At 67.7% G+C, this 24,836-nt stretch carries 28 protein-coding genes and 1 riboswitch; of the genes, 10 read left to right on the top strand and 18 right to left on the bottom strand.

Annotated features, from left to right (window positions below; all coding sequences use genetic code 11):
• The first annotated feature begins 162 nt into the window (after positions 1-162).
• Together ACQY9P_RS14790 and ACQY9P_RS14785 are read left to right on the top strand one after the other, a co-directional pair.
• Positions 163-996 carry a flagellin gene (locus tag ACQY9P_RS14790; RefSeq protein WP_421738522.1) on the top strand — a complete coding sequence of 278 codons (834 nt, stop codon included), beginning with the start codon at positions 163-165 and terminating at the stop codon, positions 994-996.
• 48 nt (positions 997-1,044) lie between these two features.
• Positions 1,045-1,446 carry a VOC family protein gene (locus ACQY9P_RS14785; protein WP_421738523.1) on the top strand — a complete coding sequence of 134 codons (402 nt, stop codon included), beginning with the start codon at positions 1,045-1,047 and terminating at the stop codon, positions 1,444-1,446.
• Here the strand turns inward: ACQY9P_RS14785 and ACQY9P_RS14780 are convergent.
• From ACQY9P_RS14780 to ACQY9P_RS14765, 4 genes are all read right to left on the bottom strand, one after another.
• Positions 1,443-1,988, bottom strand: coding sequence for a DUF2239 family protein (locus tag ACQY9P_RS14780; RefSeq protein WP_421738524.1), 546 nt, complete (start codon positions 1,986-1,988; stop codon positions 1,443-1,445). The genes ACQY9P_RS14785 and ACQY9P_RS14780 overlap by 4 nt on opposite strands.
• Positions 1,985-2,323 (bottom strand): GIY-YIG nuclease family protein, encoded by a 339-nt coding sequence (locus tag ACQY9P_RS14775; RefSeq protein ID WP_421738525.1) that lies wholly within the window; start codon positions 2,321-2,323, stop codon positions 1,985-1,987. Before ACQY9P_RS14775 ends, ACQY9P_RS14780 begins: the two co-directional genes overlap by 4 nt.
• A 71-nt stretch (positions 2,324-2,394) precedes the next feature.
• Complete coding sequence (locus tag ACQY9P_RS14770; protein WP_421738526.1) at positions 2,395-2,793, bottom strand: hypothetical protein; 399 nt, start codon at positions 2,791-2,793, stop codon at positions 2,395-2,397.
• Positions 2,794-2,922: 129 nt separating this feature from the next.
• Entirely contained in the window at positions 2,923-3,708 is a 786-nt protein-coding gene (locus ACQY9P_RS14765) for a DUF2461 domain-containing protein (protein WP_421738527.1), read from the bottom strand.
• A gap of 156 nt (positions 3,709-3,864) precedes the next feature.
• Between ACQY9P_RS14765 and ACQY9P_RS14760 the strand changes: the two genes are divergently transcribed.
• On the top strand, positions 3,865-4,218 hold the full coding sequence (locus ACQY9P_RS14760) for a SnoaL-like domain-containing protein (protein WP_421738528.1): 354 nt from the start codon (positions 3,865-3,867) through the stop codon (positions 4,216-4,218).
• Between the two features lie 19 nt (positions 4,219-4,237).
• Here ACQY9P_RS14760 and ACQY9P_RS14755 read toward each other — a convergent pair whose 3' ends face one another.
• From ACQY9P_RS14755 to ACQY9P_RS14720, 8 genes are all read right to left on the bottom strand, one after another.
• Positions 4,238-4,402, bottom strand: coding sequence for a hypothetical protein (locus ACQY9P_RS14755; protein WP_421738529.1), 165 nt, complete (start codon positions 4,400-4,402; stop codon positions 4,238-4,240).
• A 102-nt stretch (positions 4,403-4,504) separates the two neighbouring features.
• Entirely contained in the window at positions 4,505-4,906 is a 402-nt protein-coding gene (locus ACQY9P_RS14750; RefSeq protein ID WP_421738530.1) for an AAA family ATPase, read from the bottom strand.
• 56 nt (positions 4,907-4,962) lie between these two features.
• Positions 4,963-5,316, bottom strand: coding sequence for a DUF1428 domain-containing protein (locus tag ACQY9P_RS14745; protein WP_421738531.1), 354 nt, complete (start codon positions 5,314-5,316; stop codon positions 4,963-4,965).
• Between the two features lie 94 nt (positions 5,317-5,410).
• Entirely contained in the window at positions 5,411-6,487 is a 1,077-nt protein-coding gene (locus ACQY9P_RS14740; protein WP_421738532.1) for an Acg family FMN-binding oxidoreductase, read from the bottom strand.
• 81 nt (positions 6,488-6,568) lie between these two features.
• Positions 6,569-8,410 carry a phosphomethylpyrimidine synthase ThiC gene (thiC, locus tag ACQY9P_RS14735; RefSeq protein WP_421738533.1) on the bottom strand — a complete coding sequence of 614 codons (1,842 nt, stop codon included), beginning with the start codon at positions 8,408-8,410 and terminating at the stop codon, positions 6,569-6,571.
• A gap of 72 nt (positions 8,411-8,482) precedes the next feature.
• Positions 8,483-8,588, bottom strand: a riboswitch (TPP riboswitch).
• Between the two features lie 183 nt (positions 8,589-8,771).
• The gene (gene ypfJ, locus ACQY9P_RS14730) at positions 8,772-9,620 is read right to left on the bottom strand and encodes a KPN_02809 family neutral zinc metallopeptidase (RefSeq protein WP_421738534.1); all 849 of its coding nucleotides are present in this window, start codon (positions 9,618-9,620) and stop codon (positions 8,772-8,774) included.
• A gap of 18 nt (positions 9,621-9,638) precedes the next feature.
• Positions 9,639-10,046 carry a hypothetical protein gene (locus tag ACQY9P_RS14725; protein WP_421738535.1) on the bottom strand — a complete coding sequence of 136 codons (408 nt, stop codon included), beginning with the start codon at positions 10,044-10,046 and terminating at the stop codon, positions 9,639-9,641.
• A gap of 40 nt (positions 10,047-10,086) precedes the next feature.
• Positions 10,087-10,647, bottom strand: a complete 561-nt coding sequence (locus ACQY9P_RS14720; RefSeq protein WP_421738536.1) for a tetratricopeptide repeat protein — start codon at positions 10,645-10,647, stop codon at positions 10,087-10,089.
• A 239-nt stretch (positions 10,648-10,886) separates the two neighbouring features.
• Between ACQY9P_RS14720 and ACQY9P_RS14715 the strand changes: the two genes are divergently transcribed.
• The 3 genes from ACQY9P_RS14715 (at position 10,887) to ACQY9P_RS14705 (ending at position 13,079) form a co-directional block, all read left to right on the top strand.
• Positions 10,887-11,324, top strand: coding sequence for a hypothetical protein (locus ACQY9P_RS14715; RefSeq protein WP_421738537.1), 438 nt, complete (start codon positions 10,887-10,889; stop codon positions 11,322-11,324).
• Positions 11,325-11,391: 67 nt separating this feature from the next.
• Positions 11,392-12,393: a D-cysteine desulfhydrase gene (locus tag ACQY9P_RS14710; RefSeq protein ID WP_421738538.1), complete on the top strand. Its 1,002-nt coding sequence runs from the start codon at positions 11,392-11,394 to the stop codon at positions 12,391-12,393.
• Positions 12,394-12,404: 11 nt separating this feature from the next.
• Positions 12,405-13,079 carry an aspartate/glutamate racemase family protein gene (locus tag ACQY9P_RS14705; protein WP_421738539.1) on the top strand — a complete coding sequence of 225 codons (675 nt, stop codon included), beginning with the start codon at positions 12,405-12,407 and terminating at the stop codon, positions 13,077-13,079.
• A gap of 1 nt (position 13,080) precedes the next feature.
• Here ACQY9P_RS14705 and ACQY9P_RS14700 read toward each other — a convergent pair whose 3' ends face one another.
• A complete protein-coding gene (locus ACQY9P_RS14700; RefSeq protein WP_421738540.1) occupies positions 13,081-13,260 on the bottom strand; it encodes a hypothetical protein in 180 nt (59 codons plus the stop codon).
• A 488-nt stretch (positions 13,261-13,748) separates the two neighbouring features.
• On the opposite strand from ACQY9P_RS14700, the gene ACQY9P_RS14695 reads away from it, so the two are divergent.
• Positions 13,749-15,386, top strand: coding sequence for a pectate lyase (locus ACQY9P_RS14695; protein ID WP_421740091.1), 1,638 nt, complete (start codon positions 13,749-13,751; stop codon positions 15,384-15,386).
• Here ACQY9P_RS14695 and ACQY9P_RS14690 read toward each other — a convergent pair.
• Complete coding sequence (locus ACQY9P_RS14690; RefSeq protein WP_421738541.1) at positions 15,383-16,153, bottom strand: hypothetical protein; 771 nt, start codon at positions 16,151-16,153, stop codon at positions 15,383-15,385. The two genes, ACQY9P_RS14695 and ACQY9P_RS14690, sit on opposite strands and share 4 nt — an antisense overlap.
• Positions 16,154-16,488: 335 nt before the next feature.
• Positions 16,489-17,613 carry a PLP-dependent aminotransferase family protein gene (locus ACQY9P_RS14685; RefSeq protein ID WP_421738542.1) on the bottom strand — a complete coding sequence of 375 codons (1,125 nt, stop codon included), beginning with the start codon at positions 17,611-17,613 and terminating at the stop codon, positions 16,489-16,491.
• 75 nt (positions 17,614-17,688) lie between these two features.
• Here ACQY9P_RS14685 and ACQY9P_RS14680 point away from each other — a divergent pair, with 75 nt between their 5' ends.
• The 3 genes from ACQY9P_RS14680 (at position 17,689) to ACQY9P_RS14670 (ending at position 20,469) form a co-directional block, all read left to right on the top strand.
• Positions 17,689-18,120: a MarR family winged helix-turn-helix transcriptional regulator gene (locus tag ACQY9P_RS14680; RefSeq protein WP_421738543.1), complete on the top strand. Its 432-nt coding sequence runs from the start codon at positions 17,689-17,691 to the stop codon at positions 18,118-18,120.
• Between the two features lie 138 nt (positions 18,121-18,258).
• Complete coding sequence (locus ACQY9P_RS14675) at positions 18,259-20,022, top strand: response regulator (RefSeq protein ID WP_421738544.1); 1,764 nt, start codon at positions 18,259-18,261, stop codon at positions 20,020-20,022.
• A 72-nt stretch (positions 20,023-20,094) separates the two neighbouring features.
• Positions 20,095-20,469: a VOC family protein gene (locus ACQY9P_RS14670; RefSeq protein WP_421738545.1), complete on the top strand. Its 375-nt coding sequence runs from the start codon at positions 20,095-20,097 to the stop codon at positions 20,467-20,469.
• 82 nt (positions 20,470-20,551) lie between these two features.
• Here ACQY9P_RS14670 and ACQY9P_RS14665 read toward each other — a convergent pair whose 3' ends face one another.
• The 3 genes from ACQY9P_RS14665 to ACQY9P_RS14655 all read right to left on the bottom strand — a co-directional run bounded on the left by ACQY9P_RS14665 (position 20,552) and on the right by ACQY9P_RS14655 (position 24,820).
• A complete protein-coding gene (locus tag ACQY9P_RS14665) occupies positions 20,552-20,824 on the bottom strand; it encodes a helix-turn-helix domain-containing protein (RefSeq protein WP_421738546.1) in 273 nt (90 codons plus the stop codon).
• Positions 20,825-20,974: 150 nt separating this feature from the next.
• Positions 20,975-23,788, bottom strand: a complete 2,814-nt coding sequence (locus ACQY9P_RS14660; protein WP_421738547.1) for an ATP-dependent DNA helicase — start codon at positions 23,786-23,788, stop codon at positions 20,975-20,977.
• Between the two features lie 45 nt (positions 23,789-23,833).
• Positions 23,834-24,820: a tetratricopeptide repeat protein gene (locus ACQY9P_RS14655; RefSeq protein WP_421738548.1), complete on the bottom strand. Its 987-nt coding sequence runs from the start codon at positions 24,818-24,820 to the stop codon at positions 23,834-23,836.
• Positions 24,821-24,836 lie beyond the last annotated feature (16 nt).

The raw sequence follows: 24,836 nt of genomic DNA, 5'->3' as shown, positions 1-24,836 counted from the left end.
CCGGTCTCAGCCTGGAGGACCCATCGCGCGCGCCCTTGGGCGGACACACCGATGGTCTGGACGGACTCGGCGAAATTTCTGGTGCAAGTGAACAGAGTGCTAAGGCTATTGGGCTAGACCTGCTCCCCAGGCGCAAAACGCGCCCTCGGAAGCGCGCTTACGATGTCGCTCAACAGCGTCAACACCAATGCCGGGGCCATGATCGCGCTGCAATCGCTGTCGGCGATCAACCGCGACCTCGACACGACGCTGCGCCACATCAGCACCGGCCTGGCCATTTCCGGCCCCAAGGACAATCCCGCCGTCTGGGCCATCGCCCAGACCCAGCGCGCCGAAGCCCGTTCGCTGGACGCCGTCCGCGACTCCCTGCAGCGCGGCCGCTCGATCACCGACGTGGCCATGTCGGCGGGCGAGACGGTCACCGATCTTCTCTCGAAGATGAAGGAGAAGATGCTGGCGGCGGCCGACACCAGCCTGTCGACCAGCAGCCTGGCGGCCCTCAATCAGGACTACCTGTCGCTGCGTCGCCAGATCGACCGCACGGTGGCGTCGGCCGACTTCAATGGCGTGAACCTGATCTCGTCGGGCGCCGTGGGCCAGATCCGCGCCCTGGCCAACGCAAACGCCAGCGATACCGTCGACATCGACCATGTGGACCTGTCGACCGGCGGCGCGGCCCTGTCGGGGATGCGCGCGGACCTGCTGACGACGCCGGTCACCGGGAGCGACCTCAAGGCGATGGGTTCGGCGATCGAGAACGTCACCTCCGCCCTCGCCCGGCTGGGCACGGGGTCCTTCGCCCTCGAAACCCACATCAGCTTCGTCGACAAGCTGCAAGACACCCTGGAGACCTCGGTCGGACGCCTTGTCGACGCCGACATGGCCCGGGAATCCACCAAGCTTCAGGCCCTGCAGATCAAGCAGCAGTTGGCCATCAAGTCCCTGGCCATCGCCAATTCCGGCAGCGCCTATCTGCTGAAGCTGTTCGGCCGCTAGAGATCCGCCGCCGTGCTATGGGAAGGCTCTCAAGCGTCGCGAGTCCCCATGACCCAGTCCATCGCCCTCGTCTCCCTGCTGGTGGCCGACTATGACGAGGCCATCGGCTTCTATGTCGACAAGCTGGGCTTCACCCTGGTCGAGGACACCGCCATGGGTCCGGACAAGCGCTGGGTGGTGGTGGCGCCGCGCGGCGACGCCGGATCGCGCCTGCTGCTGGCCAAGGCCAGCGAGCCGCGCCAGGTCGAGCGCATCGGCGACCAGGGCGGCGGCCGGGTCTGGCTGTTCCTGCACACCGACGACTTCGCCGGCGACCACGCCCGCATGAGCGCCGCCGGCGTGCGTTTCCTGGAGGAGCCGCGCCACGAGGCCTATGGCAGCGTCGCGGTGTTCGAGGACCTGCACGGCAACCGCTGGGACCTGCTGCAGCCGAAGCGCGCCGCGTCCTAGCCCCAGGCGTCCGCCGCGAACACCCTGATCTGGTCAACGATGTCGACAGGCCAGGCCGAGATGGCCTCCTCGAAGGTCGCCCGCTGCCCCGCGAACAGGGCGCGGATCGCCGCCTCATAGTCGGGAAGATCGCCCGCCACCGCATTGGCGAAGCGGTAGGTCGCCTCACGCGCGCGCCGCATGCGGTCGGGCGCCTCGCCCTCGCGTCGGGCGGCCTCCACCAGCTTGCGCAGGGCCACCGACGCGCCGCCCGGCTGGCCGGCCAGCCAATCCCAGTGGCGAGGCAGCAGGGTGACCTCGCGCGCCGTGACGCCCAGCTTGGGTCGGCCACGGCCGCGCGGCGCCTCTTCCGGCTCAGGGGCCGGCGAAAGCCGCGCGGACAGGTCCGCCGGACCGCCGGTCAGATCGAAGTCCACCTGTCGGCCTTCCGGATCAAAGATCAGCACCGCCCCGCCCCGCGCCTGCGCCGCCAGGGCGGCCTCGAGCCTGGATCCCGCCGCGACGCGCGTGACGCCGTCGAACACCACGAAGGTCTCGCTCATCGGTTCAGCCCCTTGGCGCCCAGATCCTGGATCCAGGCCGCGCGACGGTCCTTCAGCAGCGATGAGCGCCCCAGGGGACCCAGATCCTCGTCGTCGATCACTTCCAGGGCTTCGAAGCTGAACGCCGCCTCGCCATGGGCCGTCCAGGCGGCCTGAAGGCTCTTTTCGGTGTGCGAGCCGTGTCGAAGGGTGAACCAGACGCCGCTCTGGCGAGTGGCCAGGTCGGGCGTGCCGCCCACCCAGACCTCGCCGCTGGCCGCGCAACGCACGGCATAGACCCCGGCCTGGACCTTGCGGTCTCGATAGTCGCGCACCAGCGCCTTGCGTCCATTCATCGGAGCCTCCTGTGGCGCGCTTTTTATCCGGATATATTCAGGAGTCAAATATTATCCGGGTATATATAGCGCTAGCTTGGCGGAGACGTCGGGCGGAAGGTGATGTAGCCGCGCTCGACCATGCGCCGCAGCGCTTCATATGCCTCGACCAGTTCCTGATAGGCGGCGCGCATCTGAGCCAGTTTCGTGATCTGCTCGGGAGCGGGCGTGTGGGAGGTCTCGGTCATGGCGACGGCCGCCGCCACCCATTGGGCGCGGGCCTGGGCGGCCGCCACCGCCATGTGCTGGAACTGATTGGCGTCGACATGGCCCAGGGCCTGGCCGATCAGAGCCTTGTTGGAGGCGAACGCGGTATAGTCGATCTGCTCCAGCGTGCCGCGCAGCCGGCGCTGCACCTGGGGATCGACATCCTCGGGTTCGAAATGGTCAAGCCCCCGACGACGGGTGCTGGATGTGACGGTCGACGACATGGCGTCCTCCCACCCGGTCGATTTCAGGAAGGACCGGGTCTGCGCGCCAGCGTGCGCTCGACAGCTTAAGAGGGTGTTCACGCCCCCCTTGCGTCAACGTCGCATGGCCCGCGCGCGATATCCCCCGGCTTAGGGGCGCAGCGCCTTCCAGCCGAAGTCCAGCAGCGGCCGGGCGGCGGCGACGAAGCCCGTGATGATCCCGGGCAGGCCGGCGTCGCCGATCTCGGCCCCGGTCAGCGGCCGGCGAACGAGCCAGCGGGTGCGTTTCAGGGCAGCCTCCAGCGGGCCGCCGGCCTGATCCTCGAAGCCCTTGGGCATCCGCTTGGTCGGCTCGCCCGGCTCCAGCGCCAGGCCGGCGGCGCCCAGCGCCGCCTCGACCGCCGCCCAGCCCTTGGGATCGGCGACGATGGCCCGGCGGAAGGCGTCGATGTGCGGTCGCTCCGACAGATAGAACCCCGCCGCCGCGAAGGGTCCGTGACCGGCATAGCCGCCACTGTCGCCGTCATCGGCCGGCGGAAAAGTGGTGGGGTCCAGCGGGTCGATGGTCTCGGGATCGAAGGCCGGCTTCGTACCGCCCTCGGGCTCGATGTGCACATACAGCATGCCCGGCGACATCTTCTGGCCGTCGCGGGTCAGGGTGGCCGAGACGTGGGTCTTGTAGGGCTTCTTATCCTTGGAGAACCGCACATCCCGATGGATGCGGAACACCGTGTTCTTGGGATGCCCCGCCAGCGGCAGGCCCTTGGCCTCCAGCGTCTCGTTCAGCGCCAGGATCAGGGCCACGAGGGTGGGCTTCAGCCCCTCGTCAAAGGGCGCGCGGTGGGCGGTGAACCACTCGCGGTCGTTGTGGGCGGCAAGGCCGGTCAGGAAGGCCAGATCGGCGGCGGTAAAGCCGGGGAACGGGGTGTGAGTCATGCAACGATCCTAGCGTGGATCCTCATCGCGCGTCCCTGCTGCCAACGGCTGTCAGCAACCTGATCGGATCGGAACATATTGGGAACAACCAGACTTGTGCACGGCTGAACCCCGGTCGATGGTCGCCGCCTCGATAGCCTTTCAAGGACGCCTCCCATGACCATTCAAGAGATCGCCGCCGACCTCGTGGCTCTGTGCAAATCCGGTGACTTCAACACGCCCGGCGAGAAATACTGGGCCGATGACGTGGTCAGTCTGGAGGCCATGCCGGGCGACATGGCCCGCATCCAGGGCAAGGCCGCCGTCCACGGCAAGGGTGAATGGTGGGCCGCCAATCACGAGGTCCACGGCGCCGAGATCACCGGACCCTACATCAACGGCGACCAGTTCGTGGTCGGCTTCAAGATGGACATCACGCCCAAATCAACCGGCGAGCGCGTCACCATGGACGAGGTCGGGCTCTACACGATCAAGGACGGCAAGATCGTCGAGGAGCGGTTCTTCTACTGAGTACGGCTAGCGCGGTCACTCAACGCTGAGCGGCCGCGCTTCTTTTCGCGGGTCGGCTGACATCCGTCACCGGCTTGGAGGCGATGAATTTTCCGGAGCGCTCCTCACGCGTGCCATGGGTCGCGATCCAGGCGGCGTCTCGCATGGCCTTGGCGATGCTTTCGGGATCTGGCGTCTTGGTCATGACGAACTCCTATCGATCAAGGTAGTCGCCACTTTCCCAGACCTCCCAACGATCGACCAGCGTCTTGTAGATTTCCAGATTGGCGAGACTGCGCTGAAAGCGTCAACGCAGGTCAATCTCCGGTACGGGATGACCGCCCATGCTGACCCGGTGCGCGACACGGGATATCGACGCCTCGACATCCGGCAGTCGCACATAGATCAGTACGACGCTGTATCGGGCCTCGCGCCATTGAGGGATGCGCCGGGCATAGCGCCGACTGGACAGGGTTGTTTCCAGAACGATGTCCGCGCGTTCGCTGATGTAAGCGTCTAGATTTTCCAGCATGACACGCCCGGCGCGCATGTCGCGCTCCGTGGATGAGAGCGCCGGTTCGGTCAAACGCCGAGCAATCTCATCGGCATTGGCAAAGACGTAGTTTGGCGCGCTGGTATTGATCCAGCGTGTCGCGAAAGTTGTCTTACCCGCGCCATTTGGGCCGGCGACGATCAGTATGGCCGGCAAGGCGCGCTCCAACAATCAAGCGCGACTATCGCATAACGAGAGTTTGCGCGAAAGTTCTACAAATCCACGAAAGCCTCGAAGCCGCCGAAGATCATGCGCTTGCCGTCGAAGGGCATGTTTTCCATGTAGGATTCCAGGCGCTCGTCGGCCATCACCTTGGCCATCACCGCATCGCGGGCGGCGCGATCCGCATAGGTGATCCACGAAAAGACCACGATCTCGTCATCGGTCGCCTGAACGGCGCGCGGGAACGAGGTGACCTCGCCATAGGGCGTGTCGTCGCCGATCGTCTCGACGTAGGACAGCGCGCCGTGCTCCATCCAGACCTTGCCGCCCAGGCGAGCCATGTCCTTGTAGGCCTCGATATTGGCCTTCGGAACGGCGAGCACGAAACCGTCGACATACGCCATGAGAAGTCCTCCCTGTCTCCATTGACGAGACTAGAACGTCTGGGCGCGAAGCGTTCCGACAGGCGCGCCGAAAAATTCCGCGCCGGCCCCATGCTCAGACCGTGAGCACCGCGGAAACCGGACGGCGCAGGGACCGAGGCAGGGCCGCCCCCGCCCCGAACCGCACCACCAGATCGGGGCGTCTGTCGGGCGCGCCCAGCCAGGCCGCCAGTCGCCCTCGGGCGGGCCGATCCTCGACGGGCTGGTTCAGGAAGGCCAGCTTCAGCCCCAGGGCGGTGGCGGTCAGGGCGAAACGGGTGAAGGCGCGACCGGCCGCGACCCATCCGGCCGGATCATTGGAGGGGCCGGTGAACACCGCCGCCCCGGCGGTAAGGGTCATCTGACGGACGATCTTCTCGGCCGACCCCTTGGCCGTGAACAGCGTGTCGAACAATCGCGACCCGATCCACCGGGGGACGTTCGGATTGCCCGAGGCGCCGGTGAACAACCCGTCGCGCCGGGCCAGGGCCTCGGCGGCGTCGAAGCGAATCCACGACACCAGTTCACGCCGGAAGGCCGGATCGCCCAGCTGGGCGCCGTCGCCCTCCACGATCAGGTCGGTCAGCTGATTGAGGCGCGCGCGATCGGTGATCAGGCTGATGGCGACGTCGGGCCCGGCCGTGGCGGCTAGGGCGCGCAGGGTCTGGCTGGCGACGGGACGCGGATCGTAGTCACCCCGCGTGGAAGCGCGGTGGGCGATCGCCGCGAACAGGGGCCCCTCCGCGACGCGCCGGGGCGACAGGCTGACGGCCACACCCTGGGAAGGATCAATGAAGCGGGCCTCCCCTGACCAGCCATAGCCGGCGGCGGCCTGCAGAAGCGTCTCGGCGGCGCAACCCAGGCTGACAAACAGATGATGGTCGTCCGGATCGACAACCGGCGTACGCCGCGACAGGTCCGGCTGGATGATCAGGTCGCGCCCCTGGGCCGTGAACCGCCAGGGCTGGGTGTTATGGCCGCTCGCCGCCAGGGTGGCGGCATGGACCAGCGCCTGGACGGGCAACCCCGCCCCCGGCGCCGGGGGCAAGGCCCAGGTGGCCGTCACGGCGTCGGCATAGGCGTCGCCGCCCTCCCCGCAACTGGCCACGCCGATCAGCGGTAGAGCGCCCAGAACAGCGCGGCGGGTGGTCATCACGGGGCTCCTTCAGAAATCCCATGATGGATCAACGCCCCAGCCTGGCCTTGAGACGAATCAAGGCCAGGCCAGATGCGCCTATTCGGTCTTCAGATAGATCTCCGAGCCCTGCTCGCGGAACTTCTCGCTCATCTCGGCCATGCCCAGCGCCGCCGCTTCGTTCGGAGCCTGAGCCGCCGCGAATTCGCGGACCTCGTGGCTGATCTTCATCGAGCAGAACTTGGGTCCGCACATCGAGCAGAAGTGCGCGGTCTTGTGCGCCTCCTTGGGCAGGGTCTCGTCGTGGAACTTGCGGGCGGTTTCCGGGTCGAGAGCCAGGTTGAACTGGTCTTCCCAGCGGAACTCGAACCGCGCCCGGCTGATGGCGTCGTCCCACATGGCCGCGCCGGGGTGACCCTTGGCGAGATCCGCCGCGTGGGCGGCCAGCTTGTAGGTGATGACGCCGGTCTTGACGTCGTCACGGTCGGGCAGACCCAGGTGCTCCTTGGGCGTGACGTAGCAGAGCATCGCCGTGCCGAACCAGCCGATCATCGCCGCCCCGATGGCGCTGGTGATGTGGTCGTAGCCAGGGGCGATGTCGGTGGTCAACGGGCCCAAGGTGTAGAAGGGGGCCTCGTGGCAGTGCTTGAGCTGCTCATCCATGTTGGCCTTGATCTTGTGCATGGCTACGTGGCCCGGCCCTTCGATCATCACCTGCACGCCCTTGCTCCAGGCCACCTTGGTCAGCTCGCCCAGCGTGCGCAGCTCCGAGAACTGGGCCTCGTCATTGGCGTCGGCGGTCGAGCCCGGACGCAGGCCGTCGCCCAGCGAGAACGACACGTCATAGGCGCGCATGATCTCGCAGATCTCGTCGAAGCGCTCGTAGAGGAAGTTCTCCTTGTGGTGCGCCAGGCACCACTTGGCCATGATCGAGCCGCCGCGCGAGACGATGCCGGTGACGCGCTTGGCGGTCATCGGGATGAACGGCAGACGCACCCCGGCGTGGATGGTGAAATAGTCCACCCCCTGCTCGGCCTGCTCGATCAGGGTGTCGCGGAAGACTTCCCAGTTCAGGTCCTCTGCGACGCCGTTGACCTTCTCCAGCGCCTGGTAGATCGGCACGGTGCCGATCGGGACGCTGCTGTTGCGGATGATCCAGTCGCGGATGTTGTGGATGTTGCGACCGGTCGACAGGTCCATGACCGTATCGGCGCCCCAGCGGGTGGCCCAGACCAGCTTGTCGACCTCGTCGGCGACGGTGCTGAGCACCGCCGAATTGCCGATATTGGCGTTGATCTTGACCAGGAAGTTGCGGCCGATGGCCATCGGCTCAAGTTCGCCGTGGTTGATGTTGGCCGGGATGATGGCGCGGCCGCGGGCCACTTCCTGGCGCACGAACTCGGGCGTCACGAAGTCGGGAATGCTGGCGCCGAAATCGTCGCCGTCGCGCACGCACGGGCGGTCCTGCTCGCGGCGCAGGTTCTCGCGGATGGCCACATATTCCATCTCGGCGGTGATCTTGCCGGCGTTGGCGTATTCGTACTGGGTGATCAGCGCGCCCGGCTTGCCGCGATAGATGGTGCGCCCCACGGCCGGGAACTGCGGCGCCAGGTGCTTGCCCTGGGCGAAGCCGTTGTCCTCGGGTTTCACGGCGCGGGGCTCGGTCACGATCTCGACGTCACCGCGCGCCACGACGAAGGCTTCGCGCGTGCGCTCCAGGCCCTTCTCGATGTCGATGGTCGCGGTCGGATCGCTGTAGGGGCCCGACGGATCATAGACCGTCACCGGCGGCTCGTTGGCCGAGGGGTGGACGGCCACCTCGCGGAACGGAACGCGGATATCGGGGAACAGCGCGCCGGCCTGATAGACCTTGCGCGAGCCGGGGATGGGGCCGGTCGAGATGGTCTCGGCGACGGCCTTGATGGTGGTCTGGACGTTCATTCTTCGGGCGCTCCTCAAGCGATAAGGAGACCCGGACGTGCTCGCTTGAGTCGGTGTGCGGACGGATTGAAAGCCCCGAACGCGTTCCCTCCCTTCGCCGGCATGACCCGGATCAGGTTCGACGGGTCAGGGCGAAAGCCCAATCTCAGCCGCGCAAGCGACCCCCCGGTGAACAGGTGGACACTAGGCGTGTTGACGTTTGCGTCAAGAGTCGTTGGCCCCTTCCTTCTCCCCTTGCGGGAGAAGGTGGCCGCGAAGCGGACGGATGAGGGGTCGAAAGCCCTGTCCGGATAGCCTGCACGACCCCTCATCCGTCATCCTGCGGATGACACCTTCTCCCGCAAGGGGAGAAGGAAAGCGACTACAGCCGCGACGCCCCGAACGTGTCGCACACCGTTGGATCGCCGCGTTCATAGCCGCGCGTGAACCACCGCATGCGCTGGGCGCTGGTGCCGTGGGTGAAGCTGTCGGGCACGACCTGGCCCTGAGTCTTCGACTGGATGGTGTCATCGCCGACGGCGGCCGCCGCGCCCAGTCCGTCCTCGATGTCGGCGGGGTTGATGACGATCTGGCCGTTCGAGGTCTCGCCGGCGTGCGAGGCCCAGACGCCGGCATAGCAGTCGGCCTGCAGCTCCAGCCGCACCGAGCCGCTCTGCTCGCCGCGCGCGCCCAGGCGGCGAGCGGCTTCGGAGGTTCCCAGCAGGGTCTGCACGTGGTGGCCGATTTCGTGGCTGATCACATAGGCGCGGGCGAATTCACCCTTGGCCCCGAACTTGGTCTCAAGCTCGTTCCAGAAGGTCAGGTCCAGATAGACCCTGCGGTCGGCGGGACAATAGAACGGCCCCATGGCCGACTGCCCCGTGCCGCATCCGGTCTGGGTGGCGTTGTCATACAGCACCACCGCCTCGGGCGGCGTGTAGCGCACGCCCTGCCGCGCCAGGATCGGGCCCCAGACATCGGTATTGGACGTTTCGATCGCATCGACGAACTGGCCGTTGTCGTCCTTGGTCTGGCCGCGCTGGCCTTCCTGCTGGGCCTGGCCCTGGATCTGCTGGGTGGCCTGCAACGTGGTCTGCGGATCAATGCCGAACACGAAATAGCCGACCGCCGCCAGCACCAGGGCCCCGATGCCGCCGCCCGCCAGGCCGACACCGCCGAGGCCTCGACGGTCCTCGATATTGCCCTCGCGGCGGGCGCCTCTCCATTCCATGGGGTGACCTTGCTCCGATTAGTGTTCGCTGGCGGGGCGGATGGCCCGGATTCGCGCATTACCCCGCGCCAGCGCATCCTGCGTCAGCCGCTCCATGCGGTCCATCTGCGCGGCGAAACTGTTGGCGGCGGCGTCCGGCGGGAGGATGGGCGCGACTGGCGGCGCGACAACGCCCGCCACGGCGGGCGGTTGCGCGCGCGCCGTGTCGAGTTCGCGCAGCACCAGGTTGGTCCGCGCCTGATCCTGCCGCGCGGTGATCTCGCGCTGGGTCGCCAGGAGGTCCTGACGGGCGGCGTCCGCCGCCTGGGCGGCGGCGTTCTGGGCGCGGAGTTCACGCAAAGCGGCGCCCGCGTCCTGAGCCATGGCGCCGCCGGCCGACGCGAGGGCGATCAGGCTGACGCCAGCCGCCCAATCCATCCTGCTCATCGGCGCGCTCCCATTACCCAAGCCCTGGAGCGCGGGGCGCTCAGGGCCGTTTGACGGTGAAACGCGCCAGTTCGCTCCTTGGCGCATCCCAGGCCGGATTGAGTTCGGCGGCCTTAGAATAGTCCCGATAGGCGGCGGCCAGATCACCCAGGCCTTCATTGGCCAGGGCCCGGTTGAACCACGCCTTTTCAGGATCCTTGACCCCCAGAGCAAGACCCCTGTCGATCTGCTCGCGGCCCTCGCTGTAGCGCTCCTCGCCCACATAGGTCGCGCCGCGATTGACCCAGGCTTCGCCCAGTTCGGGATCGATCTTGGCGGCGGCGTCGAAGTCGGCGCGGGCGCTGGGGAAGTCGCGCTGACGCATCTGCAGCACGCCCCGGTTCACATAGGTGCGGGCCCGGTCGCGGAAGGTCAGGTTCTCGGTTTCCAGAGCCGCCGTGCAGGTGATCACCGAATTTCTGTCGGCCCGTCCCTCGATGGCGGCGTTCGAACAATCCTTGGCCGCGCCGCCGCCGATGACCAGGGTCGAGGCTCCGGCGGCGCCGCCGCCCAGAACTGTCGCCGCCAGAACCGCGACGCCGAATAGGCTCCCGTGAGTCATGACTTCCTCCCATTGTCAGCCGGTCCTTCTGGCGGCGGAAAGGTCAGGCCTGAACGACCTGATCCGGCCCGCGCCGGGCCGTGCTTGTGACATTATGATTATATCACGTTTCGCCCTTCACCCCACGCATTCCGGCGCGGCCGCGCGGGGAAGATTGCACAGGTTTAAGCTGCTCCGGGACGGAGCCTGGGGTAGCGTTTGGCAAGCTCAACCCTTGAGCTCTGGAGCGGAGCGTCCTCGTGGTCAGCATGATGTTCATCGCCGCCCTGATGCTGCAGCAGCCGTCCGCCCCCCTTGCTGATCAGGTCGAGTCGGTCACCGTGCAGGCGACGGCCAAGCCGCCGCCCTCGGCCACGCTGTCGGACCGGGTGATCGAGGATCAGCTGAACGACCTGCTGGTCAAGGAACCCGATCGCGTCATCTGCCTGCGCAAGACCCCGACCGGAACGCGCATCAGCGCGCCACTCTGCCAGACCTTGCGGGGCTGGTATGATTTTGAAGCGGCGCGTGACACGGCGGCGATGCGTGGCGAAGCCGGCGGCGGACAGGCTCCGCCCTATGAACTGGTCGATCTGATCAAGTCGCGGCTGCGCAATCCCAAGACCCGCGCGATGGCCGAAGCGCGCGCCGGCGCGCGCCTGGACGCCGAGGCCCAGGCGCGCGCCAATGAGCCGTAGAACCGGGCGTATTCGTCAGGCCTGGGAACGTGCTAACGGAGCGGCGACCTTGTTCAGGGACAGCTCCATGCACCTCGCCCGTTTCCCCCGCGCCCGCTTCGCTCACCTCCCGACCCCTCTGGAGCCCCTGCCCCGCCTGGGCGCCGAGCTGGGCATCGACCTGTGGGTCAAGCGCGATGACTGCACCGGCCTGGCCGGCGGCGGCAACAAGACCCGCAAGCTGGAATTCCTGATCGGCGACGCGCTGGCCCAGGGCGCCGACACCCTGGTGACCCAGGGCGCGGTGCAGTCCAACCACGTGCGGCAGACCATCGCCGCCGGCGTCCGCTTTGGCCTGGCCTCCGAGATCATCCTGGAAGAGCGCACGGGCTCGACGGCGCATGACTATGTCGGCTCGGGCAATGTGCTGCTGGATCGCCTGATGGGGGCTTCGATCCGCTTCGTGCCGGGCGGAACCGACATGGTCGCCGAGCTGGAGGCCTCGGCCGAGGCCGTGCGCCAGCGCGGCGGCAAGCCCTACGTCATCCCCGGCGGCGGCTCGAACACCGTCGGCGCCCTGGGCTATGTCGACTGCGCCCGCGAACTGATCGTCCAGGCCGACGAACGTGACCTGAAGATCGACCGCCTGGTCACCGCCACCGGCAGCGCCGGCACCCATGCGGGTCTGGTCGCCGGCTTCGCCGCCCTGTCGGTGGACGTGCCGATCCTGGGCTTTGGCGTGCGCGCGCCCAAGGCCAAGCAGGAAGAAAACGTCTTCAACCTGGCCGTCGCCACGGCCGAGACCATCGGCGCGGCGGGCCGGGTCAGGCGCGAGGCGGTCGTGGCCGACTGCGACTATGTCGGCGAAGGCTATGGCCTGATCGACCAGGGCGTGATCGACGCCCTGACCCTGGCGGCCCGCACCGAGGGCCTGCTGCTGGATCCCGTCTATTCGGGCAAGGCCATGAAGGGCCTGATCGCCCGGGCGCGGGCCGGCGACTTCAAGGGCGAGCGGGTCGTGTTCCTCCACACGGGCGGCGCCCAGGGCCTGTTCGGCTACCATACCCAGCTGGAACCGGCGCTTCTCTGAGGGTGACCCACATGAGCAAGACCCTCGGCGTGCTGGGCGGCATGGGCCCGGCCGCCACCCTGGACTTCCTGGCCAAGCTGCAGGCGGCCACCCCGATCCAGCGCGAGCAGGACCATCTGCGCGTGCTGGTCGACATTAACCCCAAGGTTCCGGACCGCAATGTCAGTGACAGCGATCCCGGCCCGGTGCTGGCCGCCATGGCGGCGGGCCTGAAAAACAACGGCGCCCAGGTTCTGGCCATCGCCTGCAACACGGCCCACGCCTATGCCAGCGAGGTTCGCGCCAGCGGCCTGCCCCTGGTCGACATGCTGGAAGCGGCCGGCCAGGCGGCCAGGGCGGCGGGCGCGACCCAGGTGGGCGTACTGGGCACGGGCCTGGCGCTCAGCCTGTATCGCGACCAGTTCGCGCATCAGGGCCTGGAAGTCGTCACCCTAGACGACCACGAGCAGGTCGAGTTCATGGCGCTGCTGTATCGCGTCAAGAAGGGCGCCCTGGGCCAGGACTCCCGCGAGGCCATGGCCGGCCTCGCTCACCGCCTGGTCGGCAAGGGCGCGCGCGCCATTGTGGCGGGCTGCACCGAGGCGCCGCTGGTCCTGAAGGCCGAAGATCTGGCCGTGCCGTTCATCGACGCCACCGAGGTCCTCGCCAGGGCCTGTGTGGCGGCGTGCCTGGCCCACGACGCCTAGCCTAGAGGCGCGAGAGAACCACTTCGTCGCCGCAGGCCTCGATCATCCCGACAAGGGCGGCGGCGCCGCGCGAAGCCTGGGCCATCCGACGAAGCGCGGCGCGCGCATGCGCGCTCTCGGCGATCTCGGCCTGGCGTTCCAGCCTTTCGGCTTCGTGCAAATGGTCTGTGCGGGTTGGCATGGGCGAATGTTTACAGAATGTAAAAATTGCCCGCCATGCGACCGCTGGACGCACGCAACTGCTTATTCAATGATTTCATGTATTTGCCGGGAAAACACGGAAATTTGAAAACATCCCCGGACGCAACCGCGCCCGGGGATGTCGTCCTGTTCCCCAACAGGACGGCGTCACGCCGCATCCCGGTCGGGCGCGGCGGCGTCGCCTCAAAAGGCGTCATCGGTATTCACCGAACGCGGATCGTCCCGCAAGACGCTCCTGTGTCGCAGCCGGCGGCCCGATCGAACATCGTTGCGCGAAAACCGCCTAGCCAACCAGTGACACCGGTGTCACAACAGGTCAAGAATTCGCCGCGACAAGCTGGCGAGATCGGCTCGTCCGATCCGGGGAGGATACGCTGGAAGGCCTTGGCCAATGACCGATCGGTCGTTTCGAGCCAGACCCAGGCGTTCAACCGGACCTGGCGAGAGCATCGTCCGTCGGAGTTCCGCATGCCGCTCAGCCCCCTCTCCCGCCGCCGCCTGATGGCCAGCTCGGCCGCCGCCTTCGCCGCGGCAGGAACGCTTTCGCCCTTGAAGGTCTTCGCCGCGGAGCCGCCCAGCAGGGCCGCCGCGCTGGAGACGATGAAGAAGGCAACCACCTTCATGGTCGAGAAGGCCGCCTATAACGGCGGCTATGTCTGGAGTTACCTGCCCGACTTCTCGCGCCGCTGGGGCGAGATGGAAGCCTTCCCGACCATGATCTGGGTGCAGCCGCCCGGCACGGCCACGATGGGCCACCTGTTCCTAGACGCCTACCACGCCACCGGCGACGCCTATTACTACGAGGCCGCCTGCAAGGCCGCCCAGGCCCTGATCGCCATCCAGCATCCGGCCGGCGGCTGGAACTATCTGGGCGACCTGGCGGGCGAGACCTCGCTCAAGAAATGGTACGACACCATCGGCAAGAACGGCTGGCGGCTCGAGGAATTCCAGCACTACTACGGCAACGCCACCTTCGACGACGCCGGCACGGCCGAGAGCTCGCAGTTCCTGCTGCGCCTGTATGTCGAGAAGAAGGACAAGCGCTTCAAACCGGCCCTGGACAGGGCCCTGGCCTTCGGTCTGGACAGCCAGTACCCGGTCGGCGGTTGGCCCCAGCGCTTCCCGCTGAAGGATGAGTTCCACCACCACGGCAGGGCCGACTACACCGGCTACATCACGTTCAACGACGACGTCGCGGGCGAGAACCTGAAGTTCCTGATCATGGTCTGGCAGGCCCTGGGCGACAAACGCGTGCTGGAGCCGATCCGCCGCGCCATGGATTGCTTCGTCCTGTGCCAGCAGCCGCAGCCTCAGCCCGCCTGGGGCCTGCAGCACAAGGTCAGCGACCTGAAGCCCGCCGGCGCCCGCACCTATGAGCCCGAAGCCTTCGCCAGCCACACCACCGGCGGCAATATCGCCGCGTGCATGGACTTCTACGAACTGACCGGCGACCCCAAGTTCCTGGCCCGCCTGGGCGAGGCGCTGGACTGGCTGGACAGCATCAAGGTCACGCCCGAAATCCAGAAGGGCCGCCCCTACCCCACCTTCATCGAGATCGGCACGGGCAAGCCGCTCTACATCCATCGCACCGGCAGCAATGTCGTCAACGGCCGATACTTCGCCGACCAGAACCCGCACGACACGGTGATCCACTATTCGTCGTTCCGCGCGGTGAACGTGGACGGCCTGCGCAAGCGGCTCGCGAAGCTCAAGGCGACGCCGCCGGAGGTCGCGAGCCAAAACTCGCCGCTGAAGGGCGGGCTGAAGGCCCTGCCCAAATACTTCACCACCGGCGACATCTCGGTTTCCGACCTCAATGTCGGCACGCTGAAGGCCGACGCCGGAGCGGCCGCGCCCGACAAGGCCGCCGCCCTGATCGCCACGCTGAACGCCGAAGGCTGGTGGCCCACCGAGCTGAAGGCGACCAGCAATCCCTATATCGGCGACGGCTCGCCCACCCCCGCGCCCGGCGACTTCAGCCAGACCCGGGTCGGCGACGCCACCGACACCTCGCCCTACATCACCGACACGCCGAAGATCGGCATCTCGACTGGCGGCTATATCGAGAACATGACCGCGCTGATCAAATATATCGGCTCCGTCTAGGCGCTCATTCGCATCGCGGTCGACGCCCAGGCGGCGTCGGCCGCCGGTGAAACGGCGCGCAGCAGACCATCAAGCGCGTGGCGATAGAGCGCCAGGTCACGCTGGTTCTTGGCGTCCAGCGCGCGATAGGCCCAGGGGCTGAGCTGCGCGGCGGCTTCGGCGGCGCCGGTTTCGTTCAGATGCGGCACCGGCCCGACCCGGCCCTGGAACACGGCACTCGCCCAGATCATCGACTCCTGCGGATGCTCGCAGACGAAGAACCACGGCATGGCGTCGATGAAGGTCTTGACCGAGGCCAGGTCACCGTCGCTTTCCAGCGACCAACCCGAGGCGGTCAGCTGGCGAAAATGGTGGTCGCGGGTGTGGATCTCGACGGCGGGATCGTCACAGGTGACAAAGTCATCCAGGCTGAGGGTCTTGGCCAGCGCCACGGCCCTGAAGCGCGGATCGATCATCTGGGCGTCGTCGATTTCGACGACCAGGCGGAAATAGCGATACAGCGAAACGATCCGGGCGACGGGCCAGCGGAAATTGGTGACACAGGGCGTCCGCCCGCCGACCGCATCGTGGATGTCGCGCCCGTAGTGACCCGCATAAAAGCTGTAGCCCGCATAGGCGCTGTAGCGACCGGCGTGCAGACGGTGCTCAGCGGCGTCGTTCTCGATGCGGGGACATTGCTGCTCATAGCTGAAGAGCGCGCGCAGAGCGCTCACCACCGACGTGCCGCCAGCCTTGGGGTTGTGCAGGACGAACAGCCGGTCAGCCATAGAATGCGTCCATAAGTTGTAGCTCACCCAACCCGCGTGACGCAGGTTGACCTATAAACGCTCGAACTTCCTGGTTCCGTCGCACCCACTCAAAAAAAGTCGCCGACACGCTCTGCCCGGCGAAACTCCCCCAAACGGGCCCGCGCGAACGAGCCCGCCGACCAAATCACCAAGGGAGAAAAGCCTAGCGCGTGACGAAGCTGGGAGAAGCAGACCGATTGCCGCGCCCACCCATGGCGCGCGGCCGGTGCATCTTCGCGTCATCTCAGATTGTCAGCAGGACCGCGATTACATGATCCGCCGATACGCACTGGCAATAGCATTGAACGCCGCGTCTAGCCGCGCAGGATCTCGCCCAGCGTCCTGAGCCCGCGTTCGGCGTCCTCGGGCGTGGCCAGACTGAAGTTCAGCCTGATGGCCGGGCAGGCGCCGCCTTCGGCCAGGAAGTGGCTGCCCGGCGTGAACAGCACACCGCGTTCAAGGGCCTTTTTCAGCAGGGTCTCGGGATCCATCGCCCCGCCAAGGGTCACCCAGAAGAACAGGCCGCCGGGCGGGACAGTCCAGGTCGCCAGATCGCCCAGATGGCGGGTCAGGGCCTCGTCGAACACGTCGCGCTTTTCACGGTACAGCGCGGCGACCCGTTCCATGCGAGCCGCGCGGTCAGGGTCGTTGAGATATTGCAGCACCATCCACTGGCTGAGGCGGTTGGTATGCAGGTCGGCCGCCTGCTTCAGGCGCACCAGCAAGGGAAAAATGTCCTCGGACGCGGTCAGGAAGCCCAGGCGCAGCCCCGGCGCGACGGTCTTCGAGAATGAACCCTGATAGATCCAGGAGGCCGACTTCACCTCGGCGCAGACCGGCCGTCGCTCGCAGGGCTCATAGACCAGGTCGCGATAGGGATCGTCCTCGAACAGGATCACGTCGTGAGCGTCGCAGGCCTGGGCCAGGGCCCGGCGCTCGGTCGCGCTCCAGCATCCGCCCGTGGGATTCTGGAAGGTGGGCGTCACATAGGCCATGGCCGGCGGCGCGGCGTCCCACGTGGCCGCGGGGTCGGTCCGGTCGAGGATCTCGAACCGCGCGCCGAAAAAGCGAAACACCTGCAAGGCCGCCAGATAGGCCGGAGACTCCACAGCCACCACCGCGCCGGGATCAACCACCAGCTTGGCCGCCAGATCGATGCCCTGCTGCGACCCGGACAGGATCAGAACCCGGTCGGGCGCGCTGTCGATACCCAGGGCGCTCAACTCCCCGGCGATCTTGGCGCGCAACTCGGGCTCGCCCTCGGTCGGGCCGTACTGCAGCAGCTCGCGCGGCGGCGGCGGCAGATCCAGACCCGCGAAGCTCTCCGGCGACGGCAGCCCTCCCGCGAACGAGATCACGCCCGGACGCTGGGCGATGCTGAGCATCTCCCGCACCGGCGAGGCATGCAGATCACCCGTTCGCGTCGACAAGCGCGCCATGCCGATGGACTCCGAAATAGCGTCAATCCAATTGACCTATCGACACCGTAAAGCCGGCGCGATTATCATGTCAACATGCTTGACCCAGATCGCCCGGACGACCTGCACGACGTGATCGAGGCCTTCTATTTCGCCTATCGCGGCTTCACCGATCGTCCGGACCGGATCCTGGAACGGCGGGGCCTGGGGCGGGTGCATCACCGTATTCTCTACTTCATCGGCCGACGGCCGGATGTCTCTGTGCGGGGCTTGCTGGACCTGCTGGCGGTCAGCAAGCAGGCGCTCAACGCCCCCCTCCGGCAGCTTCTGGAAATGCATCTGGTCACGGCCATTCCCGCCGCCGAGGACCGCCGGGTGAAGAACCTGCGCCTGACTCCCGACGGCCAGAGGCTGGAGGCGGAGCTCACCGGCGCACAGACACGCCACCTGCAGGCCGCGCTCGACCGCGCCGCGCCGGAAGACGCGCGGGGCTGGCGCGCGGTCATGGCGCAGCTGGCCAAGGGCTGAGATACGCGCCCGAGCGATCGACACACCCCAGTCGCGCGAAAGGCGAGCTAAGGAGCGCGAATCGTCCGTCTATGGCTTTTGTCGGGGGGCGAACTTCCCTAGAGGAAGCTGGGGTGAGGGACCTGGATGCTGGCGCCAATGAAGGATGTGACCCAACTCGCCGGGTACATTCGATATTCGCGCGGCGTGGCCTTGTCGCGACTGGCTTTGGTCGCCTGTTTTGTGATCCTGCTCACCTTCTTCACGCCCTGGCGCATGGCAGCGCTGGGAGTGCTCGAGTTTGCCCTCTACCTGCTGCTGTTTGTCGCCGCCGAGTTGGCGGCGCGCCATCACGATCCGATCAAGGCCTTCAAGCGGCTGTGCTGGCAGTCGGACGCGCTGATGTTCCTGCTGGTCAGCAACGCCTGCTGGCTGGCGATCCAGATTCGCCTCTACGACGCGCCGATTGCTCGGGTCGAAGCCGCCCTGCTGGCCATCTGCGTCCTGCTGTTCGCCGCCCTTCGGGTGCATCTGACGCCGTTCAGCTATGTGCTGGGCGTCACCCCACCGGCGGGGACGCTGATCTGGATCGCGATCGACTGGGAAAGCCCGCTGACGCCGCAACACTACACCCTGGCCATGGCGTTGTTCGTCGCCGCCGTTCTGATCGTGACCTGGCGTCAGCAGGCGACGGATCGGACCCTGACCGAGACCCTTCGCGACCTGACCCGCAAGAACGCGGCCCTGACCCAGGCGATCGACGAGGCCAGGGCGGCCAGCCGCGCCAAGACCGATCTTCTGGCCGTCGCCAGTCACGAGATCCGCACCCCGCTGAACGCCGTCCTCGGCTTCGCCCAGGCCCTGAATCGCGAGCCTCTGACGCCGGACCAGGCCGAGCTGGCCAACGGGGTGCTGGAGGGCGGAGAGCAGCTGACGCGCCTGCTGGACGGCATGCTGAACCTGACCCATGTCGACACGGGTCAGACCAGGTTAAATCCCGCTCCAATCGACCTTCGCCGCATGATTCATTCGGTGATGCGGGTGTGGCGGAGCCACGCTCAGGGTATCGGCGTGGACTTCGTCTTCCACGACGCCGACCCCACCCTCTCCTTCCTGGTCCAGGCTGACGAGGCGCGGGTCGAACAGACCCTGGTCAACCTGATCTCCCACGCCATGGCCGCCTGTAACGCGGGCGGGCGCGTCACCGTGCGGCTGGCCGGAACGCCTCGGGGCGAGGCCCTCGGCGTGCTGATTGAAGTCACCGACACCGGCCCCTCCGTTCCACCCCAGGATCGCCCGCGCCTGTTCGAAGCCTTTGACCAGACCGCGCGCGGACGTCTCCTGGGCGGAAGCGGACTGGGACTGGCGATCAGCGCCCGCAACATGGCCCTGATGGAGGGCGAGATCGGCTTTGATGATCCTGTCGTGGCGCAGATTTCCGATCCGGTGGCCGGGGCGACGGTGTGGTTCGCCTTCGACGCCCCGGTGTCGGCGCCTCTGATCACCGCCACGCCCCTGCCGCGCGATCTGGAGCAGATCCGCATCCTGGCGGCCGAAGACAATGCGGCTAACCGCCGGGTGCTGGCGCTGCTGTTGAAAGAGACGCCGGTGTCCCTGACCTTCGCGGAGGACGGGGCCCAGGCTCTGGACGCCTGGCGGTCACAGCCCTTCGACCTCATCCTGATGGACGTCAACATGCCGGTGCTGGATGGCCGGGCCGCCGTGCGCGAGATACGCCGGACCGAGCCGCCCGGAACCCGGATGCCGATCTGGATGCTGACCGCCAACATCTTCGACGACGACATCGCCAGCTATCTCGCCGACGGCGCGGATGGCGTGCTGCGCAAGCCGATCGATGTCGCGGCTCTGTTCACCCTGCTGGCGCGGGTCGCCGAGACCGTGGTCGAGAGGCCCCGGACCTGACCTTGCGGCAGCGTTGTCGGCGCGCCGCCCCGTGCTAGCCTCGCGCCTCAAGAACAAGCGGGAGGACTGCGCATGGCCAAGGTCAATTACTTCACGGTGGGCTCCAACAAGCTGGAAGACGCCAAGGTGTTCTATGACGCCCTGATGGCGTCGATCGGCATGAGCCCGGTTCACGAGCACGCCTCGGGGGGCCGCCTCTATCGGGGCAAGGGCACCGGCCTGTTCGGCGTGCTCGGCCCCTATGACGGCAACGCCGCTTGCGTGGGCAACGGCTCGATGGCGGGCTTCGCCTTCGACACCATCGAAGAGGTCATGGCCTTCCACGCCAAGGCGCTGGAACTGGGCGCCACCGACGAAGGCGGCCCCGGCGAGCGCATGCCGGGCGCCTATTTCGCCTATTTCCGCGACCTGGATGGCAACAAGCTCTGCGGGTACAAGTTCGGCTAGCCACAACCCACCCCGCGATCACACGCCGCATCGCTTCAGCGACGGCGTGTGATCCGGACACGGGTCGAGCCACGGCTCGCGACTACAGCCCGGAGCGCTCCAGGGCCTCTCGCACCACCTCGGGCGCGTGGTCGATCACTCGCAGATAGGCGGTCAGAGCGGCGTCGGGGCGCGCTTCGCCATGCTCGAGCGCGACGATCAGGTCATGATCAATGTGAAAGGCGCGCGCGAACGCCCCTTGCGAAAGGCCGGTTCGCCAGCGCACCGCCCTGACCAGGGCGCGGGCCGAATAGGCGGCGACCGGCGCGGCGGCCTCGTCGATCGCGGGATCCGTCGGATGGGCGGTTCTGGTCATCGAAGCACTCCGTCACTCACCCCGGCATCCTTCTAGACCGGCTTCGTTGCGGAATTTCGACTGCATTGAGTCGAGCAGGCGACCTTGCGCGGCGTCACCCTCGTCCGCGCCCAGGCCTCGATAGCGAAGGGCACGCTGAATTCTTCGGCCCTAAGCTGGACCTTCGGACAGGAATGCGGCCGTGGCCTCGATCACTTCGACCAGGGACAGGCGCTCGATCGTGATGCCCTCCGGCAGGCCGGAAAACAGCCGCGTCGGCGCCGCCGCGTCCAGCATCACGAACACGCCCCGGTCATCGGCACGGCGGATCAGGCGGCCGAAGGCCTGGCTGATCCGGGCGCGCGCGGTGGAGTCGTCATAACCCTTGCCGCCGAACCGCGCCCGGCGGGCCTTGTGCAGGATGTCGGGACGGGGCCACGGCACGCGATCAAAGACCAGCAGCCGCAGGCTGCGGCCCGGCACATCCACCCCATCGCGGATGGCGTCGGTGCCCAGCAGGCAGGCGTCCTCCTCGGCCCGGAAGATATCGACCAGGGCCCCGGCCTCCAGCGGATCGACGTGCTGGGCGTAGAGGGCCAGGCCCTGATCGGCCAGCGGCGCGGCGATCTTCTCGTGCACGGCCTTCAGCCGCCGGATGGCCGTGAACAGGCCCAGCCCGCCGCCGCCGGCCGCCAGGAACAGCTCGCGCATCGCCGCCGAGACCTGGCGGGCGTCTTCCTTGTTGACGTCGGTGACCACGAAGGCCCGGGCGTTCTTGGCGTAGTCGAAGGGCGAGACCAGCCGCAGCACCTTGGGCGAGGTCGGCATCCGCGCCGCGCCCGTGCGCATCTCGGCCAGGGCGAAGGGATCTTCCAGGGCGGGATCGGCCAGGGTGGCGCTGGTCACCAGCACGCCGTGGGCGGGCGAAAGTACGGCCGCCCGAAGGGGCTCGGTCGGGTCCACCCAGTGACGGCGGCAGGCGGCGTCCACGACCCGGCCATAGAGGAAGGTGGCCTCGAACCAGTCAACGAAGTCGGGGTCGTCCTCGGCGTCCTCGTCGATCGCCTTGAGGATCGAGCGCCAGGCCGGCAGCGTCATCCGGGCGCGACGATCCAGGCCCCGAAGCGCGCCTTCGATGCGGGCCCGCTCAGAAGTTCCCAGATGCTCGGCGTCCTCGTCGAGCACGTCTTCCAGCTGACGGGCCAGGGCCAGCAGCGGAGCCTCGACCCCGGCCAAGGCGCGGGCGGCCTCGCCGGCGCGCTCGCGGACTAGATCAACCGCGGGCCGGGCCGCGCATTGCAGGCCTTGCTCCACGCCGCCCCGATCGCTGGATCGCGCCCGAAGTTGCTCGATCACCGCGACCAGATAGGTCTCGATCGGCCCGATGGGATTGACCTGACCGTCCGGCGGCGCGATCCGGCCAGACCAGCCTTCGCCCGGCAGGGCGGCGGCGGCGTGAAGCACGGCCGTCAGGGCCTGACGCGCACCCTCGCGATCGCCCAGGATGTCGAGCAGCCGGGCCTCAAGCCCCCTGCCCCGCCGCCCGCGCCCCTCTGGCCCCCGGATCCAGCGCCGCAGCTCGGCCGCTTCCGCGCCCGACAGGGCCGCAGAAAAAGCGCTATCGGCCGCGTCGAACAGGTGGTGGCCTTCGTCGAAGACCACGCGCTTGACCACCGTGGTCTCGTTGTCGCCCTTCAGCCCCCGCGCCGCCCGGGCGCCGTCAAACGCCGCCTGGGTGAGCACCAGAGCATGGTTGGCGATGACGATGTCGGCGCGCTTGGAAGCCCGCACGGCCTTTTCGATGTAGCAGATGCGGTAGTGCTGGCAGCCGGCGTGAACGCACTCGCCGCGCCGATCGACGAGGTTGGCCGGGCTGGCCTGCATAGACGGCGCGATCGAGAACAGGGTCGGCAGCCAAGCCGGAAAATCGCCGCCCGTCATGTCGCCATCGCGGGTGGCGCGAGCCCAGCGGGCGGTCAGGGCCAGGCCGATCAGGTCGCCATTGCCCAGCTGGGCGCCGTTGATCTGCTCCTGGAAGTTCAGCAGGCAGATATAGTTCTCGCGTCCCTTGCGGACCACGGCCTTGCGGGCCCGGACGACGGGGTCGGGATAGATCGACTGGCTCTCGCGCTCGATCTGGCGCTGGAGGGCGCGGGTATAGGTGCTGATCCACACCGACGGGCCGTTGGCCTCGGCCCACAGCGACGCCGGCGCCAGATAGCCCAGGGTCTTGCCAACGCCGGTGCCCGCCTCGGCCAGCATCATGCGCGGCTCGCCCTCGCGTTCGCGGGGCTGGAAGGCGTAGGCCGCCTCGCGGGCGAACGTGGCCTGGGCCTCGCGCACCTCGTCCAGACCCGAGCGTTGCAGCAGTTCGGTCAGGCGCTCGGCCACACGGTCGGGATCGATCGGCCGCGTGCCGGATTCGCCGACCGGGGCCTGATCTTCCCACTCGACGATGCGCGCCCAGACATCCAGACCCGAGCTACGGAACTGGTTGCCGACCGGAACCGAGCGCAGCGCGCCGATCACCGCCGGGCCCCAGGCCCAGCCCGCCTTGGCCATAGTCTCGGCGACGGCCAGGGCTTCCTCGCGCGAGGGCTGGGGCGTCAGGCACAGCTCGCGCAGAAGAGCGTCGGCCGAAACGCGAAGGCTGGCGGCCTGCTCGGCGGCGCCCTTGGGCTCGGGCAGGCCCAGCGCCATGGCCAGGCCCACGGCCGACGGCGCGCAGAAGGTGGCCGGGCGCACGAAGGCGTAGAGCTCCAGCACGTCGAACAACCGTCCGCCGCGAGGCGGTGCGTGCATGTTGAGGCGTTTGGCCGTCATCGCCGCATGGGCGACCAGCACGGGGCCGTGCTCCAGCAGGTCGCGGGCGTCGGGCGCGCGCAGCATCCGGCCTTCGCCCCCGCCATCCGCATAGCCGGCGCGGGGCCCGGGCAGGACGACGAGTGAAGGCGCGAGATCAAGAGTCGGCGGCGAGGCGGTCACGCGAGTCTGTTAGCACCTTGGCGGCGGAAACAGAATGCGAACGGATCACACCGCGCGAGGATCCTCGTCGTCACCGTGCTCCAGCCGGTCGATCGCTGTCCTGGCCTTTTGCCGAAGCACCGGATCGTCGCTCTCGGCGGCGCGGCGATACATGCCCAGCGCGACGTCCTGATCATAGCGGATGCCCTCGCCCGCCTCGCACATGGCGCCCAGCCGATAGAAGGCCGGGAGGTAGCCGTTGTCGGCCGCCAGCTGGTACCAGCGGATAGCCTCTACATAGTCGACCGGCACGCCCTCGCCGTTGTGATGCACCACCGCGACATTGGCCATGGCGATGGCCGAGCCGTTGCGCGCCGAGGCGGTGAACAGCTTCAGGGCCTCGACATCGTCCTGCGGCACGCCCTCGCCCGCCGAATAGAGCGCGCCGAGGTCGTTCATGGCCGAGGCCGAGCCCGCCTCCACCGCCTTGCGCAGCCAATGGATGGCCTGGCCCAGGTCGGTCCGTACGCCCCGCCCATGCTGATAGGCGTTGGCGACCTGGAACATGCCGATCTCGGACCCCGCATCGGCCGCGCGTCGGTACCAGCGCAGGGCCTCGACGAGGTTGGCCTTCACCCCGCCGCCGCCCTCATGAACGACGCCGACATTGTAGATCCCGTCCAGGTTTCCGAGGTCGGCGGCGCGGCGGTAGAGGTCCAGCGCCTTTCGGTGATCCTCGGGGAAGCCGTCGCCGTCGAAATAGAGATTGCCCAGCTCGACCATGGCCTCGGGATCGCCCGCCGCCACGCCGGCCGACAGCCAGCGCGACGCCTCGTCGACGTCACGCTTGTCATCCTCGGCGTCCAGATAGTGAAAGGCGACATCGACATAGGTCGATGAGTCCCCGGCCCGCGCCCGCTTCAGCAGGGCGGAGAAGTCGGGATCCTCGGCCGTCTTGGCTGCGGAAACCGGCGCGACCTGGCGCGCCTGGGCGGGCAGTTCCCCGACCAGCGCGACCACCCCCAGAAGGACCGCGAGCACCTTCGAGATCATGACATCCCCACGCAAC

It is taken from the genome of Caulobacter sp. (genome assembly GCF_965279145.1).
Taxonomy (GTDB): Bacteria; Pseudomonadota; Alphaproteobacteria; order Caulobacterales; family Caulobacteraceae; genus Caulobacter.
Note: the sequence above shows the minus strand (reverse complement) of the source record. Positions and strands in the feature narration are given on the sequence as shown.

What these genes read in the sequence shown, in the direction of transcription:
- ACQY9P_RS14690 (WP_421738541.1), bottom strand. Translation starts at nt 16,153, where the DNA reads ATGGCTGACCGGCTGTTCGTCCTGCACAACCCCAAGGCTGGCGGCACG.
- ACQY9P_RS14755 (WP_421738529.1), bottom strand. Translation starts at nt 4,402, where the DNA reads ATGACCAAGACGCCAGATCCCGAAAGCATCGCCAAGGCCATGCGAGAC.
- ACQY9P_RS14685 (WP_421738542.1), bottom strand. Translation starts at nt 17,613, where the DNA reads ATGGCGCGCTTGTCGACGCGAACGGGTGATCTGCATGCCTCGCCGGTG.
- ACQY9P_RS14665 (WP_421738546.1), bottom strand. Translation starts at nt 20,824, where the DNA reads ATGACCAGAACCGCCCATCCGACGGATCCCGCGATCGACGAGGCCGCC.
- ypfJ (WP_421738534.1), bottom strand. Translation starts at nt 9,620, where the DNA reads ATGGAATGGAGAGGCGCCCGCCGCGAGGGCAATATCGAGGACCGTCGA.
- ACQY9P_RS14700 (WP_421738540.1), bottom strand. Translation starts at nt 13,260, where the DNA reads ATGCCAACCCGCACAGACCATTTGCACGAAGCCGAAAGGCTGGAACGC.
- ACQY9P_RS14760 (WP_421738528.1), top strand. Translation starts at nt 3,865, where the DNA reads ATGACCATTCAAGAGATCGCCGCCGACCTCGTGGCTCTGTGCAAATCC.
- ACQY9P_RS14780 (WP_421738524.1), bottom strand. Translation starts at nt 1,988, where the DNA reads ATGAGCGAGACCTTCGTGGTGTTCGACGGCGTCACGCGCGTCGCGGCG.
- ACQY9P_RS14725 (WP_421738535.1), bottom strand. Translation starts at nt 10,046, where the DNA reads ATGAGCAGGATGGATTGGGCGGCTGGCGTCAGCCTGATCGCCCTCGCG.
- ACQY9P_RS14675 (WP_421738544.1), top strand. Translation starts at nt 18,259, where the DNA reads ATGAAGGATGTGACCCAACTCGCCGGGTACATTCGATATTCGCGCGGC.
- ACQY9P_RS14670 (WP_421738545.1), top strand. Translation starts at nt 20,095, where the DNA reads ATGGCCAAGGTCAATTACTTCACGGTGGGCTCCAACAAGCTGGAAGAC.
- ACQY9P_RS14710 (WP_421738538.1), top strand. Translation starts at nt 11,392, where the DNA reads ATGCACCTCGCCCGTTTCCCCCGCGCCCGCTTCGCTCACCTCCCGACC.
- ACQY9P_RS14740 (WP_421738532.1), bottom strand. Translation starts at nt 6,487, where the DNA reads ATGACCACCCGCCGCGCTGTTCTGGGCGCTCTACCGCTGATCGGCGTG.
- ACQY9P_RS14720 (WP_421738536.1), bottom strand. Translation starts at nt 10,647, where the DNA reads ATGACTCACGGGAGCCTATTCGGCGTCGCGGTTCTGGCGGCGACAGTT.
- thiC (WP_421738533.1), bottom strand. Translation starts at nt 8,410, where the DNA reads ATGAACGTCCAGACCACCATCAAGGCCGTCGCCGAGACCATCTCGACC.
- ACQY9P_RS14695 (WP_421740091.1), top strand. Translation starts at nt 13,749, where the DNA reads ATGCCGCTCAGCCCCCTCTCCCGCCGCCGCCTGATGGCCAGCTCGGCC.
- ACQY9P_RS14785 (WP_421738523.1), top strand. Translation starts at nt 1,045, where the DNA reads ATGACCCAGTCCATCGCCCTCGTCTCCCTGCTGGTGGCCGACTATGAC.
- ACQY9P_RS14775 (WP_421738525.1), bottom strand. Translation starts at nt 2,323, where the DNA reads ATGAATGGACGCAAGGCGCTGGTGCGCGACTATCGAGACCGCAAGGTC.
- ACQY9P_RS14745 (WP_421738531.1), bottom strand. Translation starts at nt 5,316, where the DNA reads ATGGCGTATGTCGACGGTTTCGTGCTCGCCGTTCCGAAGGCCAATATC.
- ACQY9P_RS14765 (WP_421738527.1), bottom strand. Translation starts at nt 3,708, where the DNA reads ATGACTCACACCCCGTTCCCCGGCTTTACCGCCGCCGATCTGGCCTTC.
- ACQY9P_RS14680 (WP_421738543.1), top strand. Translation starts at nt 17,689, where the DNA reads ATGCTTGACCCAGATCGCCCGGACGACCTGCACGACGTGATCGAGGCC.
- ACQY9P_RS14770 (WP_421738526.1), bottom strand. Translation starts at nt 2,793, where the DNA reads ATGTCGTCGACCGTCACATCCAGCACCCGTCGTCGGGGGCTTGACCAT.
- ACQY9P_RS14705 (WP_421738539.1), top strand. Translation starts at nt 12,405, where the DNA reads ATGAGCAAGACCCTCGGCGTGCTGGGCGGCATGGGCCCGGCCGCCACC.
- ACQY9P_RS14655 (WP_421738548.1), bottom strand. Translation starts at nt 24,820, where the DNA reads ATGATCTCGAAGGTGCTCGCGGTCCTTCTGGGGGTGGTCGCGCTGGTC.
- ACQY9P_RS14790 (WP_421738522.1), top strand. Translation starts at nt 163, where the DNA reads ATGTCGCTCAACAGCGTCAACACCAATGCCGGGGCCATGATCGCGCTG.